Genomic DNA, 19,608 nt, shown 5'->3' with positions numbered 1-19,608 from the left:
ATCGTTCGGCTGAAGCCCTGTGGAGCCCTTCGCCGAGAGGCGACCGCCATCCGCACCCACACCTCGACCGCCCCGACCGTGATTCCCCCGTCCGGTCGGGGCTTCCCTCTGTCCGGACGGCACCGCCGTCCCGGCCGCGCTTGACTTCGAGAGCACTCGAATTCGTAGCGTTCCGCGCATGAGCACTGCACAGCACAAGATCGGATCCGGATTCGGCGCGACGAGCACCGCCGACGAGGTCCTCGCCGGCATCGACCTGACCGGACGGCTCGCCGTCGTCACCGGCGGCTACTCGGGGCTCGGCCTGGAGACCACACGGTCGCTGACGAAGGCGGGCGCCCGCGTCGTCGTCCCGGCCCGCCGCCCCGACACCGCGCGGGAGGCCCTGGAGGGCATCGACGGCGTCGAGGTCGACGAGCTCGACCTCGGCGACCTGGAGAGCGTGCGCGCCTTCGCCGAGCGCTTCCTCGCCTCGGACCGCACGATCGACCTCATGATCGACAACGCGGGGATCATGGCCTGCCCGGAAACCCGCGTGGGCCCCGGCTGGGAGGCCCAGTTCGCCACCAACCACCTCGGCCACTTCGCCCTGGTCAACCGGCTGTGGCCGGCCATCGCACCCGGCGGCGCCCGGGTCGTCTCCGTCTCCTCGCGCGGCCACCACTTCTCCGGCATCCGCTGGGACGACCTCCACTGGGCGCGGGGCTACGACAAGTGGCAGGCCTACGGCCAGGCCAAGACCGCGAACGTCCTGTTCGCCGTCCACCTCGACCGGCTCGCCCGGGACGCCGGCGTGCGCGCGTTCTCCCTGCACCCCGGCGGCATCATGACCCCGCTCCAGCGGCATCTGTCCCAGGCGGAGATGATCGAGCGCGGCTGGATCGACGAGCACGGCACGCTGCTCACCCCCGAGCTCTTCAAGTCCCCGGAGCAGGGCGCCGCCACCCAGGTGTGGGCCGCCACCTCGCCCCAGCTGGCCGGTATGGGCGGTGTCTACCTGGAGGACTGCGACATCGCCGAGCCCGCCGCGCCCGACGACGAGCGCAGCGGCGTCAGGGCCTGGGCGGTCGACCCCGGGCAGGCGGCCCGTCTGTGGGAGGTGTCGGCCGAGCTGACGGGCGTGAACGCGTTCGCGGCCTGACGCCCCACGGGAATCCGTTTCCCCACCGAACGATCACCGGTTACGCTGCCCCGGCGCAGGGGGCGCGATCACCGGGGGTGGGGAACGATGGGCGACGACTTCGCCGTGTCCGAGAAGAGACCGAACGCGGCGGCCCAGGCCATCACGGCGGTGGTGCTGATCGGGGGCATCGGGGCGGCCCTGTGGGGGCTCGACCCCCGGGAGACGCAGGCGGCCGACGAGCCGGCCACCTGTTCACCGGCGAGCACCGCCGAGTCCCGGCCCTCGGGCAACGTCTCCGGGGACCAGCTCTGCACGGCCCTGAACCGGCCCGACCTCGCGACCCTGCTGGGGACGCCGACGGAGAAGGCGAAGACCGCGGGCGGCAGCGACAGCTACTTCACCTCCGGCGACGGCACCAAGACCGCCACCCCCTCGGGGGAGGTCACGTTCGAGACCTACACCGTGAAGCTCTCGGCGACCTACGACGGCCTCGCCGTCGCCGAGGAGGGTGAGTACCTGGGTCGGACCGCCGAGCCCCGAACCGTCCTGGGCCGCCCCGCGGTCCTGTACACGACGCAGACCATCGCCCTGCGCTTCAACCTCGGCGGCGGCGATTCCGAGAGCGGCCCCGGCGTCCCCGCCCGCAGCCTCGTCATAGCCCAGACCGCCCGGGACCGCGGCGGCTCCTTCGAGCTCACCGTCTTCCGCGAGGACGGCATGCCTCCCGACGACGAGGCCCTGCTCCGCGTGGCCGAACAGGTCCTCCCGACCATCCCCGGCTGGAACAAGGCCTGATCGCTAGGCTCCGGCCTCCTGGGCCTCCAGCTCCTTCGGCCCGTACGGAGCGACAGCGGCCCCGGTGGCCAACGCCCAGTACCGGTCCCCGTACGACCAATGCCACCACTCCGTGGGGTAGTTGACGAGCCCGGCCGCGCCCAGCGCCCGCCCCAGCACCGCCCGGTTCTCCCTGGCCTCCTCGGAGATCCCGGCCGCGTCGGTGTAACAGGCCCCGCCGCTCTCCTCGGGGCTGGCGTTCATCGCCGTACCGAGATCGAGTTCACGCCCGTCCGCGTCGGCGAGCGTCAGGTCGACGGCCGCCCCCGCCGTGTGCGGCGCTATCTCGGGCGGCGACACGTACCGGCTGGCCGCGGTTCGGATACGGTCCGCGGCCCACTGCGGATGTGCGGCCCGCAACTCGTCGGCGTACCGCTCGAAGTACCGCCGCTGGAGGGCCGGCGGCCGGTACCCCTCGACGAACAGGAGCCGCAGCCCGTCGGGGAGCAGGGACTGCGCCCGCAGCAGCCGTTCCAGGACGCCCCGCCGGAGATGGGTCTCCGCTCCGAGGGAGTCCTTGTACTTGCGGTCGTCGACGAGCAGGGACCCGCTCACGTCCACGAGCGGCTCGCCGCACTCCTCGACGGCGACGGCGGCCACGCGGGCGTCGGACATCAGGATGATCTCACTCATGGAGTGATCCTCCCGCACCCGGGTACTCGGGCACCTCCGCAGGTCCAGCGGCCGTAAGGAGCCGACGGTGAGCACTTCAGCGGGCAGCAGGATCGTCGTCACGGGCGCCACCGGCAACGTGGGCACCAGCCTGGTGCGCCTTCTCTCCGAGGACCCGGAGGTCGAGTCCGTGCGCGGCCTGGCACGCCGGATCCCCGACTGGTCGCCGCGGAAGACCGAGTGGTCCGCCGTCGATCTGGCGTCCGAGCAGGCCGATCTCGTCAAGGAGTTCGAGGGGGCCGCCGCGGTGGTCCATCTGGCCTGGGCGTTCCAGCCCACGCACGATCCGGCGACCACCTGGCGCACGAACGTCCTCGGTTCCATGCGGGTGTTCGACGCGGTGGCCGCCGCCGGTGTGCCGACGCTGGTGCACGCGTCGTCCGTCGGCGCGTACTCCCCCGGCCCCAAGGGGCACGCGGTGGACGAGTCGTGGCCGACGCACGGCTGGCCGGACGCGGCGTACTGCCGGGAGAAGGCCTATCTGGAGCGTGCGCTGGACACGTTCGAGCGTGACCGTCCCGGCGTGCGGGTGGTGCGGATGCGGCCGGCCTTCCTCTTCAAGCGGGAGTCGGCGAGCGAGCAGCGCCGGATCTTCGGCGGCCGCTTCCTGCCGGGCCCGCTGGCGCGGCCGGAGCTGCTGCCGTTCCTGCCCGACATCCCGGGGCTGCGGGTGCAGGCGCTGCACACCGACGACGCGGCCGACGCCTACCGGCTCGCGGTGCACTCGGACGTGCGCGGTGCCTTCAACCTGGCGGGCGAGCCGCCGGTCGACGCGGAGCTGCTGGGTGAGATGCTCGGCGCCCGCCCGGTGCGTCTGCCGCGGGCGGCGGCCCGTTCGGCGATCGCCGCCGCCTGGGGCCTGCACCTGCTGCCCGCCTCCCCGCACCTCTTCGACGCGGTCCTCAGGCTTCCCCTGATGGACTGCACCCGCGCCCGCGCGGAACTGCGCTGGCGCCCGGAGCACACGGCGACCGAGGTGCTGGAGGAGTTCCTCCAGGGCATGCAGCAGGGTGCGGGGGCCCGGACGGAGCCGATGAGGGGCCGCAAGGTGGGCTGACGGCCGGCGGAGGGCCGTCGGCGCTCACGCCGACGGCTCGTCCGGCACCGGGTGCTCCTCGTGCACCGCACCCGAGCGCGGTGCGCCCCGCCTGCCCGTCCCGGACTCGTCCGTGTCGGGCACGTCCGCGTCGGCGTCCTCGGTCCCCTCGGGCTCGGAGTCCCCGGCGCGTTCGGCGGCGGTGGTGTCCGCGGCCTCGGTGCTGTCGACGGTGTCGCCCTGTGCCCGGCCGTCACCGACCTCCCAGGGGTCCTCGCCGTCGTGCGCCTGCTGGTCCGGCAGATCGCGCGGGATGGGCGCACCGTTCTCGCCGGGTCCTTCGCTGCGGTGGGCGGCCACGACGTGCTCCTTTCACCTGGTACGAGGCTCACCTGTGAGCCAAGTGCGGCGAGTACCTCCGCGGGGTCCGGCGAAACGTCAGTGCGGTGCCCGCTCCTCCAGTGCGGTGCGCCAGGCGGGCGCGGGCCCCTCGGGCGCGGGCTCCAGGCGTCGGCCGCCGCGTCCGAAGAAGTCGGCGAGCGGCAGGATGGCGGCGCCGACGGTCACCGCGTCGGGCCCGAGCCGGCCGAGGTCGACGCTCACCTTCTGCGCCGGGTGGCGCAGGGCGTACGACATGGCGTGGCGCCGTACGGCGGGCAGGAACCGCGCGCCGAGCTGGAGCCCGGCCCAGCCGCCGATGAGGATGCGCTCGGGCTGGAAGAGGTTGATCAGGTCGGACAGGCCGGCCCCCAGGTACTCGGCCGTCTCCTCCAGGACCGCCAGCGCGACGGGGTCGGCCGTGCCTGACTCGCCCGGGTAGGCCGCCGCCATCATCGCGGTCAGCGCGGTCTCCTCGTCGACGCCCTGCGGGGGCCGTCCGCCCTCCTCGTGCCAGCGTCGCAGCAGGGACTCGGCACCGGCGTACGCCTCCAGACAGCCGAGGGCGCCGCAGCGGCACCGGCGCCCCCGCACCCGTACCGTCAGGTGCCCCCACTCCACCGCCCGGCCATGGTCCACCTCGGGTGTGACCAGGCAGGCGCCGACGCCGGAGCCGAAGAGGACCACGACGGCGTTGCGGGCGCCGCGTCCGCCGCCGAACCACATCTCGGCCTGGCCGAGGGTCTGGGCGCCGTTGTCGATGAAGTACCGGACGTCGTCCGGGAGGGGTGACCCGGCCCGCAGCAGTTCCTCCAGCGGGACCGCGTCCCAGCCGATGGTCTGCCCGTGCACGACGGCTCCGCGCTCCGGGGTGTACTCGACGATGCCGGGGACGCCGATGCCGACGCCGAGGAGCCGCTCGGGGGCGAGGCCGACCTCCGCCAGCACCTCGGCGATGCCGTCGCGGATGTGCCCGACGATGACCTCGACCTCGTATTCCCGGTCGGTCAACGGGCGTTCCGTGCGGGCGAGTTCGGTGAGGGTGAGGTCGAACAGCTCGATGCGCACCCGGGTCTCGCCGACGTCGACGCCGATCATGTGTCCGCTGCCGGGGGCGACGCGCAGCAGGGTGCGCGGGCGCCCGCCGTCGGACTCGACGCTGCCGGCCTCCTCCAGCAGTCCGTCGGCGACCAGGTCGGCGACGACGTTGCTGATCGAGCCGGAGCTGAGCCCGGTGACCGGGCCGAGCTCGAAGCGGCTGAGGGGGCCGTCGAAGTAGAGCCGTTGCAGCACGGCCGTGCGGTTGGCCCGTCTGAGGTCGCGTACCGTGCGCCCGTTCCGCCCCGCCATCCGAACCCCTTCCCCGAACCCTTAATTCACACTATGAGGAAAGGAGGGAGTGATTCAAGGGCCGCCGGGCCCGAGGTGGATTCAAGGGCCGACGGGCCCGAGCCGCGGGGCGAGATCCTCGATCTCGTCCAGCGCGGCCACGAGTTCGGGGGCGACCGCCTCCTCCAGCCATCGCCAACGATCGGCCTCGAAGGCCCGCGGGACTCCTTCGGTGAGCATGATCAGGTAGAGGTAGGCCCGGTAGAGGGCGAGGCGCAGACGGGCCGAGGCGTCGAAGTCCGTCCGGCCGCCGGCGTCCCGGTAGCCCGCGAGGAACGCCGTGTCCTGCTCGATGTCCGCCAGCAGCGCCAGGGAGACGAAGTCGGCGAGGGGATCGCCCCAGAACATCCGCTCGCCGTCGATGAGCCCGCCGATGCGGGGCTCCTCGCCTGCCGGGCGGTCCAGGAGGATGTTCCCGTCCCACAGGTCGAAGTGGACCAGACGGGGTGTGATGACCTCGTCGAGAGCGGGGAAACCGGCCCTGAGCGTGCGGGCCACCGTCTCGACGGGACGCGGCAGCCGGGCCCGGTAGTCGCGGACGTCGTCCAGGACCGCCTCGACCATGATGCCGAAGGCGGTCCGCCAGTCGGGGGCGAGCGGTCCGAGGGCGCCGGAGGGGTAGCCGAAGCCGGGCCCGGTGATCCGGTGCAGCCGGGCCGTCTGGCGGCCCAACTCGGTGCGCAGCGGGGCCCGTTCGGCGTCCGTGACGGACCCGTCCCAGGGTTCGCCGGGGCAGGCCGTCATCAGCAGATGCGCCACGGCGGGCTCCTCGCCGAGGGCGAGGGTGCGCGGTGCCGGGACGCCGGCCTCGGCGGCCGCGCGGTAGAACTCCGCTTCGGCGACCAGGAGCCGCTTCTCGTGCCTCATCCCGGGGACGGAGGGGTCGGGGGCGACCTTCAGGACGTAGCGGCTGCCGTCGGTGAGGAGGAGTTCCTCCACCGTGTTGTAGGTGCCGCCGGTCAGCGGGCGGAGGTGGGCGAGGCGGTCCGCGGACAGATGTGCGCCGTCCAGTACGAGCCGGGCACGTTCCCAGGAGTCCATCGCTCGTCCACTCTCCTCTTCGTCCTGCCGCGTCCTGCCGCGTCCTGCCGCGTCGGTCGCCCGCGTACCGGTCGTCAGCCGGCCGCGTACACGTCCTCGACGTAGCGGCCGTCCCGCACCAGCCCGTCGAGCCAGCGCTCGGCGGCGGCCTCGTCGGCACCCGGCGTGCGTTCCCGGTACAGCGTACGGAACGCCTCCCGCACCCCGGGGGCCATCCGCGAACCGTCGCCGCAGACGTACACCCGGGCGCCCGCGTCCAGCAGCTCAGCCACCTCGTCGGCCTCGGCGGCGACGCGGTGCTGCACGAACCGCACCTCGCCCTCCGGTACGGCGCTGAAGGCGGGGCGCAGGCGGACGGCCCCGGCGGTCTGCGCGGCGCGCAGTTCCTCGGCGTGCAGGAAGTCGGCCTCCGGGGCGTCGCAGCCGAAGTAGCAGAGGGCGGGCGGCAGTTGTTCCCCCCGGGCCAGCGCGGCGACCCGGTCGGCGACGGCTCCGCGGAAGGGCGCCAGGCCGGTACCGGCGGCGATCATGACGACCGGCCGGGAGTGGTCGACCCGGAAGGCGTCCCGGCAGGGCTGGACGCGGGCCAGGACGGTGTCCCCGGGCTGGACGCCGGCGAGGTGGCCGGAGCCGACGCCGCGGTAGGTGCCGTTGCCGGAGCGGGCGGGCGCCTCCAGCAGGGAGACCATCAGGTCGACGTGCCCGGGGTCGGTGGCCGGCGACGAGGACACCGAGTAGTGGCGCGGGCGCAGGGGCGTGAGGAGGTCGAGCAGCGCCGGCCAGTCGAGGGCGCCGCGCAGGGCCGGGTAGGCCTCGAAGAGCTCCACCAGTGTGCGCGGGTCGTCGTCGCCGAGGGCGGCCAACTGGGCGCGCTCGGGCGGGCAGGGGTTGGCGGTGGCCAGCGCGGACCGCTGCCCGGCACTCGGGCGCCGGAGCAACTCGACGTGGTGTGCGAGCAGTTGACGTACCGTCAAGGGCCGGTCCACGGCGAGGCCGTCGCTGCGCGGGCGGGTGGCCCTGATGTCCAGGACGGAGTCCAGGTCGACGCCGAGGGCCGCGGCGGCCCGCTCGACGAGTGCCTTGTCGTTGACCGGGAGCACGGTGACGTGGTCGGCGGTGCGGTAGGTGGTGCCGGCCGGCAGGGCGAGCCGTACGAACCGCTTGAGGCGGGGGTGGCCGGGGGCGGTGAGGCCGTAGGCCTCGGTGACGGTCATCGGGACCAGGTCATGCCGCTCGGCGAGGGCGTCCAGCGGGCCCGAGGTCAGGGTCCGGACCTCGTAGGCGGTCTCCGGTTCGGGCGCCGGGGCGACGGCGTCCGGGTCGCCGTGGGCCGTGAGCAGCGCGGTGCGCAGGTCGGCGGTGAAGGCGCGGACGGTACCGGTGAGGTCGCCGGAGGCGTCGCCGGCGGCACGGTCCAGCAGGCGGGTGGCGCCCAGTTCGGCGAGGCGCTCGTCGATGCGGGTCGGGACGTGCTGGTAGGTGGCGGCCCAGTTGCGGTCGCCGACGCCGAGGACGGCGTAGTGGACGCCGCCGGCGTCGGTGGCCTCGTCCAGCCAGGTCGCGAACTGCCGGGCGTCGTCGGTGGGTTGGCCGTTGTAGGAGGCGGCGGTGATCACGACCGTGCGGTCGGTGGGCAGGCCGCCCGCGTAGGCGTCCAGCGGGGCGACCTCGGTCTCGCAGCCCACGGCGGCTGCCTCGTCGGCGAGCCGGGCGGCGAAGTCGCGGCAGGTGCCGTAGTTGCTGCCGTGCAGGAAGAGGGCGCGGGTGCCCCGGCGGACCCGGGCGGGGAGGGCGGCGTCGGAGACCGCGGCGGCCTCGGTCAGCGGCGCGGCGCCCGGCAGGGGCGGGTGGGCGCGGTCGGCGCCGGTGCGCGGGGTCAGGGTGAGGGTGAAGCCGTCGGGCTTGAGGGTGAGCGCCTCCTTGACGGTGAGGCGGTAGTCGGCGTGGTCGTGCAGCCGGTAGCGGTGGACCAGGAGGGCGAGCAGCATGGTCGCCTCGTGCAGGGCGAACTGCCGCCCGATGCAGGCGCGTTCACCGGTGCCGAAGGGCTTGAAGGCGTGCGGGGAGCGGGCCGCCTCGGCCTCGGGCGTGAAGCGGGAGGGGTCGAACAGCTCGGGGTTGTCGCCCCAGACGGGCTGCCGGTGGAGCATCGGCGCGACGACGGTGAGCGCCTGTCCGGCGCGCAGCGGGATCCGGCCGCCGAGCAGGGTGTCCTCGCGGGCCTGACGGCTGAACGCGGCGGCGGTCGGCCAGAGCCTGAGCGCCTCGTTGAGGACCTGCCGGGTGTAGGTGAGCCGGCCGACCTCGTCGAAGGTCGGCTCCGGGTCGGCGGTGTCGCCCCACAGTTCGTCCACCTCGCGCCGTACGAGCTGGAGCACGGCCGGGTGCTTGGCCAGGTAGTACATCGCGAACGACATCGCGCCGGAGGTCGTCTCGTGACCGGCGATCAGGAAGGTGATCACCTGGTTGCGGATGTTGGTGGTGTCCAGGGTGGTGCCGTCGGCCGGATGCGTGGCGGTGAGCATGAGGCCGAGGAGGTCGTCGCCGCCACTCTCGCCGGAGGCCAGACGGGCGTTGATCACGTCGTCGACGACCTGCGCGAGGTGGGCGGCGTCCGTGCGGAACGCCTCGTCGGCCGCCGTGTGGTCGCTGCCGGGGGTGCGGGCCAGGCGGGTCATGGCCCACTCCAGGCAGCGCACCATCGACTCCACGAAGGGGTGCGGCTCGTCCCGGTCGAAGGAGCCGAAGTCGTAGCCGAATCCGGCGAGGCCGATGGTGTCGAGCGTCATCCGGGTCATGTCGTCCGGGACGTTCACCGGCCGTCCGGCAAAGGCGGCCCGGTCCCAGGAGCCGATCAGCCGACGCGCCACCTCCAGCATCACCGGGTGGTAGGTCCGCATCGAGCCCAGCGCGAAGGCGGGCATCAGGATGTCATGGGCCCTGGCCCAGTTCGGTTCCTCGCTGTAGGCGGTGAACAGCCCGTCGGCGGCGAACTCCCGGACGTTCTCCAGCGCGGGGCCGACCGCCTTGGCGAACCGGGTCTCGTCGGCCAGCTCGGTGACGAGGTCCAGGTCCGCGACGAAGGTGACGTCCCGCCCGTGCAGCCTGCGCACCAGCAGCGGGCCGTGCTCGCGCATCAGCCCCATGACCTGCTGGAGGGGCGTGCACCCGGGGCCGGTGTCGGAGATGTCGACGACCGGGACGTCGGGGAGATCCGGGGTGGTCTGCGCGGTGGGGGGCATGGCGCGACAACTGCCTTTCGCGGTACGGGAGTACTGAGATCAAGGGTGGTCCACGCCACCCGGCCGCCCGCGCCCCGGACCTACATGATTGTGTAGTGCACGTACATGCGTCGGCCTTGCGTCGAGCGACTGGAGGTGCTTGTGGACTCGCCCCACCCGGAAGCCGTGATGTGGCGCAACCGCGCCTTCCTGATCTTCGACCGGGTCTCGGTGCCGGTCGCGGTCTGCGATGTGTACGGCGCTGTCCTGCTGGCCAATCCGGCGATGGCCGCGGAGTGCGGGACCGCGCCGGGGCGGCTGCGCGGGCGTGAGGTGCTGGACCTGTTCCGCCCGCGGGAGGCAGGTCAGGTGGAGCGGATCGCCCAGGCGCTGCGGCTGCGGCACCGGTCCCGCTACCAGGTGTCGGTGACCTGGGAGGGGCCCGGCGGTACGCGGAAGTACGGGGAGCTGACGGCGGACCCGGTGAGCGACACGGTCGAGGAGACGCCCGCGCTGCTGGTGATGCTGCGGGTCCTGGGCGAGCGCGAGCCGCACGCACGGGAGGCGGCACCCGTGCGGGTCGCGCCGGTCGAGGCCCGCATCCTGGCCCTGCTCGCCGGCGGCGCCACCACCGCACGGGCCGCCCGCGAGACCGGGCTCACCACGGACGGCGTCACCTACCACCTGCGGCGCCTGTCCGCGCGCTGGGGCGCGGCGAACCGTACGGAACTGGTCGCGCGCGCCTACGCGCTGGGGGTGCTGACCTCCGGGGTGTGGCCGCCGACACCGGCCTCGGCGACACCGGCCTCAGTGACACCGGCCTCTACGACCGAGGAGTAGACGGCGCTCTGCCGCAGGGCCGTCCCCGCTCCCTCCGGCGCGCCGAAGCGGGCCAGGGTGTGCCACACCATCTTCAGGTCCTGGAGTTCGTGGCGCCCCGTGCGGGCCGCGTCGCCGATGATCCGTGGGTCGATCCGGCCGTCCTCGGCGATGCGGGCGCCCAGGTCGGCGTACTCCGGCCCGCGGTAGTCGGCGTGGCGGTACAGCTCGGCGACCGTGAGGCGGTAGCCGGGGTGCCACTCCACCGGGCAGGGCAGCCGACGCGCGGCCGCCTCCACGGACGTACCGCGGTAGCAGGCGTCCAGGACGAGCGCCTCCACGTCCCGGGCGAGGACGACACCGGCGTGCACCTGGGCCTCGATGTAGTCGTTGAGGGCGTCCTGCTCGTCCCCCTCGGCCAGTGCGATCAGGGACATCCCGGCGGCGACGCCGAAGTCGACCGGCTCGGCGGCGCTGTCGGGGTAGCAGAAGGTGGCCCGGGCCGACGCGGCACCGGTCAGCCGGAAGTGCGAGGAACCGAACCGAGGAGCGGCGCCGACGACCTGGCCGCGGAAGTTCAACGCGCCGTACACGGGCCGCTCATGGGGGTCCGCGTCGTCGTAGGCGCCGCCGAAGATCCGGCTCTCCCAGCGCCAGCGGTCGCCGCCGGGATGGGCGGTGAGCCCGCCGTTGCTGGTACCGGTGACGAACTGCGAGTGGTAGGCGCCGTCCTGGGCCAGCGCGTCCAGGACGGACAGGCCGCGCACCAGCCGGTCCGGGTGGAAGTTGAGCGTGATGCGCAGGTCACCGGCGAGGGCCGGCCCCGAGGAGACACCCGCAACATGGCGCAGCGCGAGCCGCGCCCTCACCGAACCGACATCCCGGAAATCCACTGGCTCCCCCTCACTGCGCCTGCCTACCCTAGCCATGAACCTAGGGCTCCTAGGTTTCAGAGAATCGACCCCCAGGAGGCTCCCCCATGAGATCACTCACCGAGCAGGACATCCGCACCTCTTTTATCAACTGCTCCAAAGGGGAGGCCAAGCGCCTGGCCGTTCCCAGGGATCTCGCCGAACGCCCCTGGGACGACCTGGACTTCCTCGGCTGGCGAGATCCCGGAGCGCCCGACCGCAGCTATCTGGTGGCCGAGCGGGACGGGAAACTCCTCGGCGTCACCATGCGCTTCCCGTCCTCGCAGCGCGGCTTCCTGCACCGCAGCATGTGCTCGCTCTGTCTGACCACCCACCGCGGCGGTGGTGTCTCCCTGATGACCGCCCGCAAGGCGGGGACGGCCGGCCGCGAGGGCAACTCGGTGGGCCTGTACATGTGCACCGACCTCGCCTGCTCCCTCTATCTCCGCGGCCGGAAGATCCCGGACTCCGGGTCCCGCTTCGAGGAGAGCCTGACCTTGGAGGAGCAGATCTCCCGCACGACGGACAACCTCAACGCCTTCCTCGGCAAGCTGCGCGACCCGGTCCGGAACTGACGGACGCGGTCGGCGGCCGGCAGCCGCGGCCCCTGGCAGAGGGGTCCCATGAGGATGGCTAATCGCCGTATGAGCAATGGGTCATTGATGGCGTCCGGCCCCGCCGTGCAGAGTTCCGACCACGGGAACAGAAGGGAAACGCCATGAAGTGGACTCCTCGCCGGACCGCAGGACTGCTGACCGTGGGCAGCGTCGCCGCGCTGCTCCTCACCGGCCCGGTCGCCGTCGCCCAGGCGGGCGAACTCACCCCGCAGTGCAGCGGCGGCTGCGTCCAGACCATCCCGGACGGCTTCCAGGTCTCCTCCCTGAGGGACCCCGGCACAGCCACCCCGCAGTGCCCCGGCGGCTGCGCCCAGACGGCTCCGGACGGCTTCCAGGTGTCCTCCACCCCTGGGGCCCTGACCACCGACGGCAACTGGGAACCCAACTAGGGGTCCTGTCACGTCAGCCCCCGAGGCGCCCCGCCGGACTCTCCCGTGGGGCGCCTTCGTCCTTCAGCCGGAAGGTTCTTGATGAGCCCGGACACCCGACCCCGTCGTGGCCTGAGACTGACCCTCGCCGCCGCTATCGCCATGACCGCCGCCCTCACCGCACCCGCCGCCGGCGCCGCCCCGGCCACGAGCCGCGACTCGGTCCCCGTCCCCGGTGCCCCCGGGCTCGGCGACCCGCTCTTCCCCCTCGACGGCAACGGCGGCTACACCGTGGACCGCTACCTCCTCGACTTCGACTGGCAGGCACCGAAGACACCGTTCAGGGCGAAGGCCACCATCCGGGCCACCGCCACCACGGAGTTGTCCCGGTTCAACCTGGACTTCGCGGGCAACACCCTGCACGAGGTCACCATCGACGGCACCCCCGCCGAAGCGGTGCGCGAGGGCGACGAACTGATCGTCACACCCTGGCTGCCGCTGCCCCGCAAGAGCACCTTCACCGTCACGGTCACCTACACCGCCGACCCCACCCAGATCCGCCACCGTGACGACGCCATCGAGGACTACGGCTGGATCCCCACGCCCAGCGGCACCGTGCTGTACCCGCAGCCCAACGGCGCGAAGATGGTCTTCCCGGCGAACGACCACCCGAGTCAGCGCGCGCCCGTCACCTTCCGTGTCACCGCACCCACGGGACTGACCGCGGTGGCGAACGGCAGGCTCGTCTCGCGTGAACCGCTCACCGGCGGCCGGGAGCGCTGGACGTACGACTCCGAACAGCCCGTCTCCACCCAGCTGGTGCAGATGGCCGTCGGCAGACTCACCGCCGTCGACCGGCCGACGACCAACGGCGTGCCGCTGCGCGACTTCGTACCCGACGAGCTCGTCGACCGGACCGACGAGTACCTCGACCTCACCCCGCAGCACCTCCGCTGGCTCGAACAGCGCCTCGGCGCCTATCCGTTCAAGCGATACGGCGTGCTGGTCGGGGACACCGACCTCGGGGTCGCGCTGGAGACACAGACCCTCTCACTGGTCCCCAAGGCCGACCTGCTCGGTACCAGGGTGGACGCCGAGCGCACCCTCGTCCACGAGCTGGTCCACCAGTGGTTCGGCGACAGCGTGGCCCTGCGCACCTGGTCGGACCTGTGGCTCAGCGAGGGCCACGCCCGCTTCTACGAGCGCCTGTACTCCGAGGAGCACGGCGGCGACAGTTTCGAGGCGGCCATGAAGACCGCGTACACGAACCACAACCTGTGGCGCCGCGACTTCGGTGCCCCGGCCGAGCCCACCGAACCCAACCTGTTCAAACGGATGCGCTACGACGGCTCGGCCCTCGTGCTCTACGCGCTGCGCGAGAAGGTCGGCGACGAGACCTTCCGGAAGATCGACCGGGCCTGGGTCACGAAGTACCGCGGGAGAACCGCGAGCACCCAGGACTTCATGGACCTGGCGTCCGCGGTGTCGGGCCAGGATCTGGCATCCTTCCTCCGCCCCTGGCTGTACGGCCCCACGACACCACCCATGCCGAACCACCCCGACTGGGTGGCGACCCCGGTCCCGTGACTAGCGGGCGGCCTCCCTCACAGAGCGCACCACAGAAGTCCTCACCGAAGCCGCCTCCCGCGTGACCACGGCACGTTCCGCCTCGGTCGTGCGGGCGGCCGACTCCACGAACGCGCGGATGGTCGCGTTCTCGCGGGCCGCCCGCCAGACCGGGACCACCACCATGGGCGGCATGTCCAGCACGGGGACGACGGCGAGGCCGGGAAAGGGGACCCGGTCGAGGAGGCCCGCGATCGTCAGGTGCAGCGCGCGTCCCTGTGCCACCAGCGCGAGAACGTCCTCCACGGGCAGGTGCTCGGTGCCCATCAGCCGGCTCATGTCCTCGTCGGTGTGCCGCAGCGCCCTGCCCGAGGAGGTGTGCGTGGGGACCCACCGCTCCCGCAGCGGAGCTCCCAAAGCGTCCGGCAGCCGCAGCAACTCGTAGGGAAGGAGGTCGTCCAGGACGATCGCCCGGCGCCCGGCCAGCGGATGGGCCGCCGGGACCAGCACGCCGCGGGGCACCGCGGCGAGCAGCGGCCCGACGACCAGACCGGGAGCCTCGACCGCGCTGCCGTCCCCGCCCGGCGACCACCGCAGCACCAGATCGACGTCGGTGCCGCCCGCGAGCGGCACCAGGTTCCCGCCGGCCCGGAACACCAGGCTGCTGACGACCACCTCGCAGTGCGGATGAGCACGGGTGAAGCCCGACACCAGCCGGTCGGTCAACTCCCCGCCCATGGTCCACTGGTAGCCGATCCGCAGCCGGTCGCCGACCTGCCGGGCCACGGCACGGCACTCCCGCAGCGTGGCCGTCAGCCGGTCGTGGCCCTCGGCGGCGCCGGTGCGGAACCGTTCCCCCAGCGGTGTCAGCCGCACCCGCCGGCTGCTGCGCTCGAACAGGGCGCCGCCCACCTCGCGTTCCAGCCCCTTGATGATCTGGCTGACCCGCCCCTGGGACACGTGCAGCCGCTCGGCCGCCCGCCCGAAGTGCAGGACCCGGGCCACCTCCAGGAACGTCTCCACATCACGCAGCTCCATCCGCTTCCCCCGTCTCGCCGCGGCCCACCGGGCCCCAGATGTACAGGGCGGACGTTGTTCGGAATCGACCAAGTGGTCCCGAACAAACGGATACCGAACAATGGGGGCTTGCTCCGGACAACGGATCCGGTCTGTACATCGGGGGAGGCCGCCGCGATGCCTCGGGGAGAGCGTCCGCTCAAGGCGGGAGACGCGCGGATTGTCGCGTTCGCCGCGGAGTTACGGCGGCTGCGGAACAAGGCCGGCTCTCCGACCTACCGTCAACTGGCCGAGCGGGCGCACTACTCGGTCTCGACGCTGTCCGGCGCGGCCTCGGGCAAGGTACTGCCCACGCTGGCCGTGACCCTGGCGTACGTGCGCGCCTGCGACGGGGACGTGGCGCACTGGGAGCGGGCCTGGCACGCGCTGGCCGCCGAACTCGGCGCGGCCGCGGAGGCGTCCGACGCGGACAGCTCCGACGGCCCGGCGCCCTACGTCGGACTCGCGGCCTACCAGACGAGCGACGCCGCATGGTTCTTCGGCCGTGAGGGGCTCGTGGAGGAGCTGGTGCGCCGCCTGCGCCAACAACGTCTGCTGCTGGTGGTCGGGGCCTCGGGTTCGGGCAAGTCGTCGCTGTTGCGCGCGGGTCTGGTCCCCCGGCTGGCGCCGGGTGCGACACCCGTGGTGTTCACCCCGGGTACCCGTCCCATGGAGGAGTGCGCGGTACGCCTGTCCGCCGCGGCGAACCTCACACCGGGACGCGTGTATCGGGAACTGCTGGACGATCCCGCGAACCTGGGACGGCTGGCCCGCCAGATCGGCGCCCGGTCGGACGCGGCCGACAGCGAGGTCGTGCTTGTCGTCGACCAGTTCGAGGAGCTCTTCACGCACTGCGCCCCGGCGGAACGCGATCACTTCATCACGGCGCTGCTCACGGCCGCGACCGCCGACGGCAACCGCTGCCGGGTCGTGATCGGCGTGCGGGCCGACTTCTACACGCACTGCACCCACCATCCCGGCCTGGTGGCGGCGATGCGCGACGCACAGATCCCGGTCGGCCCGATGGATCTGGAGGATCTGCGGCGGGCGGTCGTCCAGCCCGCCGTACGCGCCGGGCTGACGGTGGAGGGCGCGCTCCTGACGACGCTCGCGACCCAGGCTCTGGGACAGGCCGGTGTGCTGCCGCTGCTGTCCCACGCGCTGCGGGAGACCTGGCGGCGCCGGCGGGGCAACGCGCTGACGCTGGACGCGTACCGGGCGACGGGCGGCCTGGAGGGCGCGCTGGCCCGCACCGCGGAGGAGTTCTACGCGGAGCTGGGCGCCGAGCGGCAGAAGCTGGCGCGGCAGGTGTTCGTCCGGCTGACGGCACTGGGTGAGGGCACGGAGGACACCAGACGCCGGGTACCGCTCGGCGAGCTGGCCCGCCTGGGCACGCCGGCCGGGGCCGTCGAGGACACCGGACGGGGCCCGGCCATGGGTGAGGACGTCGGTGCCGTACTGGAGGGTGCCGCCCGCGCCCGGCTGGTGACGCTGGACCAGGACCGGGTGGAGCTGACGCACGAGGCGTTGATCCGCTGCTGGCCGCGCCTGCACGGCTGGCTCACCGAGGGCCGGGAGCAGTTGCGCGTGCTGCGTCAGCTGACCGAGGCCGCCCGCACGTGGGAGTCGCTCGGCAGGGATCCCGACGCCCTGTTCCGTGGCGCCCGGCTGGCGCTGGCCCGGGAGGTCGAGGACCAGGTGCTGTCGAGCGAGGAGCGGACCTTCCTCGACGCCAGTGCCGCCGCCGAACGTGCCGAGTCGGCCCGGGGACGGCGGCGCGCCCGGCAGATGCGCCGGCTGACCGCGCTGCTGGCGGTGCTGCTGGCCGTGGCCGTCACCGCGGCGGTGCTGGCGCTGCGCGCGCGGGACGAGCTGACGCGGGAGCGGAACAAGGTGCTGGCCCGGGAGGTCGCGGTGGACGCGGTCGCCCTGCGGCAGGACCGGCCGGCGCTGGCGGCGCAGCTCGGCGTGGCCGCGGACCGTCTCAGCCCCAGCGCCACCACCCGCGACGCGCTGCTCGGTGTCACCGCGGCCTCGCTGCTGGGCCACGAACAGGCGGTGAGCGCCCTGGCGTTCCGCCCGGACGGACGGATGCTCGCCACCGCCGGTTACGACTACACCGTACGGCTGTGGGATGTGACCGATCCCTTCCGTCCGGTCGCCGTGGGCGAGTTCGCCGGCGGCCCCGACATCATGACCGCCGTGGCGTTCAGTCCTGACGGGCGCCGTCTCGCCACCGGTGGACGTGACCGGACGGTACGGCTGTGGGACGTGACCAGGCCGCGCCGCCCCGCCCCGGTCCGGGTCCTGACCGGGCACGGCGACATCGTGTTCTCCGTCGCCTTCAGCCCCGACGGCCGCACGCTGGCCTCGGGAAGCTACGACCACACCGTACGGCTGTGGGACGTGTCGTCCGCCGCGAGCGGGCCCGTGGTGCTGCGCGGGCACCGGCTCAACGTCAAGCCGATCGCGTTCAGCCCGGACGGGCGGACGCTGGCCTCCGGCAGCGACGACCGTACGGTCCGTCTGTGGGACGTGACCAGCCCGCGCCGCCCCCGGCCGCTCGCCGTGCTGACCGGTCACCGTGACTTCGTCGACGCCCTGGCCTTCAGCCCCGACGGACGGACCCTCGCGTCCGGCAGCGACGATCGCACGGTCCGCCTGTGGAGCGTCGCCGATCCCCGCCGCCCGCGCACCGGCACCGTGCTCACCGGCCACACCGACGTGGTGTCCTCGGTCGCCTTCAGCCCCGACGGACGGCTGCTCGCGTCCGGCAGCACGGACCGCACCGCCCGGTTGTGGGACCTACCGGCGACCGGCGCCCCGGGCCTGCGCTCGGAACTGACCGGCCACCTGGGTGCGGTCAACGTGGTGGCCTTCCGCCCGGGCGAGGGCGACGCCCCGCTCGCCACGGGCAGTTCGGACCACACGGCACAGATCTGGCAGACCGACGCGGCCCACGCCGGGCGCAGGGCCTGCGCCCGTGCCCGCCCGGTGATCACCCGCGCGGAGTGGAACCGCTGGCTGCCCGGTATCCCCTACAGCCCGCCGTGCGGCGACTAGGCCATAGGTCATACGGGCAGGGCCTGGGCCTGGGCCGACGCTCTAGCGGTCCCGCAGCCGGGCCGCCCCGATGCTGTGCAGGTGGATCAGCACGTCGTGGCTGCGGGCGAGGGCGATGTCGTCCGGGAGTTCCGGGTAGGCGGTGCCGATACTGCGGGTCGGGCGGGCCTGGCGCAGCCAGTCGCGGGCCGGTGGCCCGGCGGTGCGCAGGTCGAGGACGTGGTCGCGGTGGCGGACACGGTCCAGGGTCCGCTCGTTGCTGTCCGGGCCGGGCGGCCCGAGAGTCCAGCGGCGTACGGTCTCGTCGTCCTGGCCGGTGGCGTTGAACGAGCCGTGATGGAAGGTCAGGCCGACACTCACGTACCCCGCGCCGAGGCTGTCGCGCAGGAACGCGCCCTGCACCTTCGGGTAGTGGACGGGGTCGTCCGGTACGTAGCCGACATGGTTGTTGTGCGCCGACAGCAGCACCTTGGTACCGGTGTGCCGCTGCCACCAGACCACGTTGGCGGCCATCGCCCGGTCCCGGTAGCGCATGGCCTCGGCGATCTGCGCGGGGTCCTCCAGGTCCCAGGCGTACTGGCGGGCGGTCTGGTCGATCACGGTCGCGTTCTGGAGGGCCCGGCCGTAGCTCTCCCGGTCGGTGCCCGGGCCCAGGTGCCGCACCAGGTCCAGCGCCCGGCCGGTGCGGTCGGCCATCTCCTTGCGTTCGGCGTACGGCCGGGCCAGGTACTCCTCGATATACGTCCCGGTGGCCACGGTGGGCCGCAGCCCGCGGTACAGCTCGGCGAGACGGGCGCTCGCCCCGGGGTGTGTGGCAGCCACGTGGTCGCTCACCGCGTCGTACAGCTCGGGCCCGGACCAGGCGATGTCGTCGCCCATGAACCGGACGGGGTCCTCGGGGTGGCGGACGTTGTACGCGCGCATCCACTCCACGAGCCGCAGATAGTCGGTGTTGTTCCACCACAGGTAGTCGCGCTGGAACTCCTCGCGCATGATCCGCCGGGGATCGCCCTTCCCGTGCAGTACGTACGCGTCGAGTCGCAGGCCCGTGCTCCAGGGGGCCTCCAGGGCGAAGGTGCGCAGGCCCTTCTCCTCGACGAGGTGACGGAAGACGCGGTCCTTGAGGGCGAAGAACTCGTGGGAGCTGTGGGTGGCCTCCCCCAGGCCGACCACGCGCGCGTCGCCGATCATGCGGTCGAGGGGGCGCAGGTCACCGGTGTCGCCGCCCGGTTCGACGGTTCGCAGCGGGTGGGCGGCGCGGTCGAGTGCCGCCACGACGTCCTGGGTCGACGCGGTGGCCGCCGCCGGCAGGGTCGTCGCCGTCGGGGCGGTCGTCGCCGCCGCGGCCGGGATGCCGGCCGGGAGGGCGACGCCCAGGGTGATGAGCAAGGTCAGGCTGGGTCCGGTCCGTTGCCATGTCATGCTCCGAGGCTTTCGTCCCGGGGCGGTCCAGGGCCATCCGGCGGTCCACCGTCGTGCGGTGGGGTTTTCCGCAGGCCCGACGCCTTGTCCGG

The 19,608-nt window shown here is 73.2% G+C and carries 16 protein-coding genes; 8 read left to right on the top strand and 8 right to left on the bottom strand.

All coding sequences use genetic code 11. From position 1 onward, the window contains the following. The first annotated feature begins 178 nt into the window (after positions 1 to 178). Positions 179 to 1,141 carry an SDR family NAD(P)-dependent oxidoreductase gene (locus tag SLINC_RS40590; RefSeq protein WP_067443421.1) on the top strand — a complete coding sequence of 321 codons (963 nt, stop codon included), beginning with the start codon at positions 179 to 181 and terminating at the stop codon, positions 1,139 to 1,141. Between the two features lie 87 nt (positions 1,142 to 1,228). Then, positions 1,229 to 1,918: a DUF6215 domain-containing protein gene (locus SLINC_RS48230; protein WP_067443420.1), complete on the top strand. Its 690-nt coding sequence runs from the start codon at positions 1,229 to 1,231 to the stop codon at positions 1,916 to 1,918. A 3-nt stretch (positions 1,919 to 1,921) separates the two neighbouring features. Here the strand turns inward: SLINC_RS48230 and SLINC_RS40580 are convergent, their stop codons facing one another. Further along, positions 1,922 to 2,590 carry a M15 family metallopeptidase gene (locus tag SLINC_RS40580; protein ID WP_067443419.1) on the bottom strand — a complete coding sequence of 223 codons (669 nt, stop codon included), beginning with the start codon at positions 2,588 to 2,590 and terminating at the stop codon, positions 1,922 to 1,924. A 67-nt stretch (positions 2,591 to 2,657) separates the two neighbouring features. Between SLINC_RS40580 and SLINC_RS40575 the strand changes: the two genes are divergently transcribed. Next, positions 2,658 to 3,686 (top strand): SDR family oxidoreductase, encoded by a 1,029-nt coding sequence (locus SLINC_RS40575; protein ID WP_067443418.1) that lies wholly within the window; start codon positions 2,658 to 2,660, stop codon positions 3,684 to 3,686. Positions 3,687 to 3,710: 24 nt separating this feature from the next. Here SLINC_RS40575 and SLINC_RS40570 read toward each other — a convergent pair whose 3' ends face one another. The 4 genes from SLINC_RS40570 to SLINC_RS40555 all read right to left on the bottom strand — a co-directional run bounded on the left by SLINC_RS40570 (position 3,711) and on the right by SLINC_RS40555 (position 9,715). Further along, entirely contained in the window at positions 3,711 to 4,025 is a 315-nt protein-coding gene (locus tag SLINC_RS40570; protein WP_067443417.1) for a hypothetical protein, read from the bottom strand. 78 nt (positions 4,026 to 4,103) lie between these two features. Continuing rightward, complete coding sequence (locus tag SLINC_RS40565) at positions 4,104 to 5,393, bottom strand: ROK family protein (RefSeq protein WP_067443416.1); 1,290 nt, start codon at positions 5,391 to 5,393, stop codon at positions 4,104 to 4,106. A gap of 81 nt (positions 5,394 to 5,474) precedes the next feature. Next, positions 5,475 to 6,473, bottom strand: coding sequence for a phosphotransferase family protein (locus SLINC_RS40560; RefSeq protein ID WP_067443415.1), 999 nt, complete (start codon positions 6,471 to 6,473; stop codon positions 5,475 to 5,477). A 74-nt stretch (positions 6,474 to 6,547) separates the two neighbouring features. Further along, positions 6,548 to 9,715, bottom strand: a complete 3,168-nt coding sequence (locus tag SLINC_RS40555) for a cytochrome P450 (protein WP_067443414.1) — start codon at positions 9,713 to 9,715, stop codon at positions 6,548 to 6,550. A gap of 168 nt (positions 9,716 to 9,883) precedes the next feature. Between SLINC_RS40555 and SLINC_RS46695 the strand changes: the two genes are divergently transcribed. Then, positions 9,884 to 10,534: a PAS domain-containing protein gene (locus tag SLINC_RS46695; RefSeq protein WP_182449333.1), complete on the top strand. Its 651-nt coding sequence runs from the start codon at positions 9,884 to 9,886 to the stop codon at positions 10,532 to 10,534. Here SLINC_RS46695 and SLINC_RS40545 read toward each other — a convergent pair. Further along, complete coding sequence (locus SLINC_RS40545; protein ID WP_079164965.1) at positions 10,438 to 11,406, bottom strand: DUF3626 domain-containing protein; 969 nt, start codon at positions 11,404 to 11,406, stop codon at positions 10,438 to 10,440. The two genes, SLINC_RS46695 and SLINC_RS40545, sit on opposite strands and share 97 nt — an antisense overlap. Positions 11,407 to 11,492: 86 nt before the next feature. Here SLINC_RS40545 and SLINC_RS40540 point away from each other — a divergent pair, with 86 nt between their 5' ends. The 3 genes from SLINC_RS40540 (at position 11,493) to SLINC_RS40530 (ending at position 13,996) form a co-directional block, all read left to right on the top strand. Then, positions 11,493 to 11,999, top strand: a complete 507-nt coding sequence (locus SLINC_RS40540) for an FBP domain-containing protein (RefSeq protein WP_067443411.1) — start codon at positions 11,493 to 11,495, stop codon at positions 11,997 to 11,999. A gap of 143 nt (positions 12,000 to 12,142) precedes the next feature. Further along, positions 12,143 to 12,430 (top strand): hypothetical protein, encoded by a 288-nt coding sequence (locus tag SLINC_RS40535; protein WP_067443410.1) that lies wholly within the window; start codon positions 12,143 to 12,145, stop codon positions 12,428 to 12,430. 141 nt (positions 12,431 to 12,571) lie between these two features. Next, on the top strand, positions 12,572 to 13,996 hold the full coding sequence (locus tag SLINC_RS40530; protein ID WP_225988454.1) for a M1 family metallopeptidase: 1,425 nt from the start codon (positions 12,572 to 12,574) through the stop codon (positions 13,994 to 13,996). On the opposite strand, the gene SLINC_RS40525 is transcribed toward SLINC_RS40530, so the two are convergent. Further along, on the bottom strand, positions 13,997 to 15,013 hold the full coding sequence (locus SLINC_RS40525) for a LysR family transcriptional regulator (RefSeq protein WP_067443409.1): 1,017 nt from the start codon (positions 15,011 to 15,013) through the stop codon (positions 13,997 to 13,999). A 156-nt stretch (positions 15,014 to 15,169) separates the two neighbouring features. On the opposite strand from SLINC_RS40525, the gene SLINC_RS40520 reads away from it, so the two are divergent. Continuing rightward, the gene (locus SLINC_RS40520; RefSeq protein ID WP_079164963.1) at positions 15,170 to 18,094 is read left to right on the top strand and encodes an nSTAND1 domain-containing NTPase; all 2,925 of its coding nucleotides are present in this window, start codon (positions 15,170 to 15,172) and stop codon (positions 18,092 to 18,094) included. A gap of 42 nt (positions 18,095 to 18,136) precedes the next feature. On the opposite strand, the gene SLINC_RS40515 is transcribed toward SLINC_RS40520, so the two are convergent. Continuing rightward, entirely contained in the window at positions 18,137 to 19,516 is a 1,380-nt protein-coding gene (locus tag SLINC_RS40515) for an erythromycin esterase family protein (RefSeq protein WP_067443408.1), read from the bottom strand. Between the last annotated feature and the right edge of the window lie 92 nt (positions 19,517 to 19,608).

Origin of the sequence: Streptomyces lincolnensis (assembly GCF_001685355.1) — a bacterium.
In the GTDB taxonomy this organism is placed as follows: Bacteria; Actinomycetota; Actinomycetes; order Streptomycetales; family Streptomycetaceae; genus Streptomyces; species Streptomyces lincolnensis.
The sequence above is the reverse complement of the archived record's forward strand: the minus strand, read 5'-3'. Positions and strand labels throughout refer to the sequence as shown.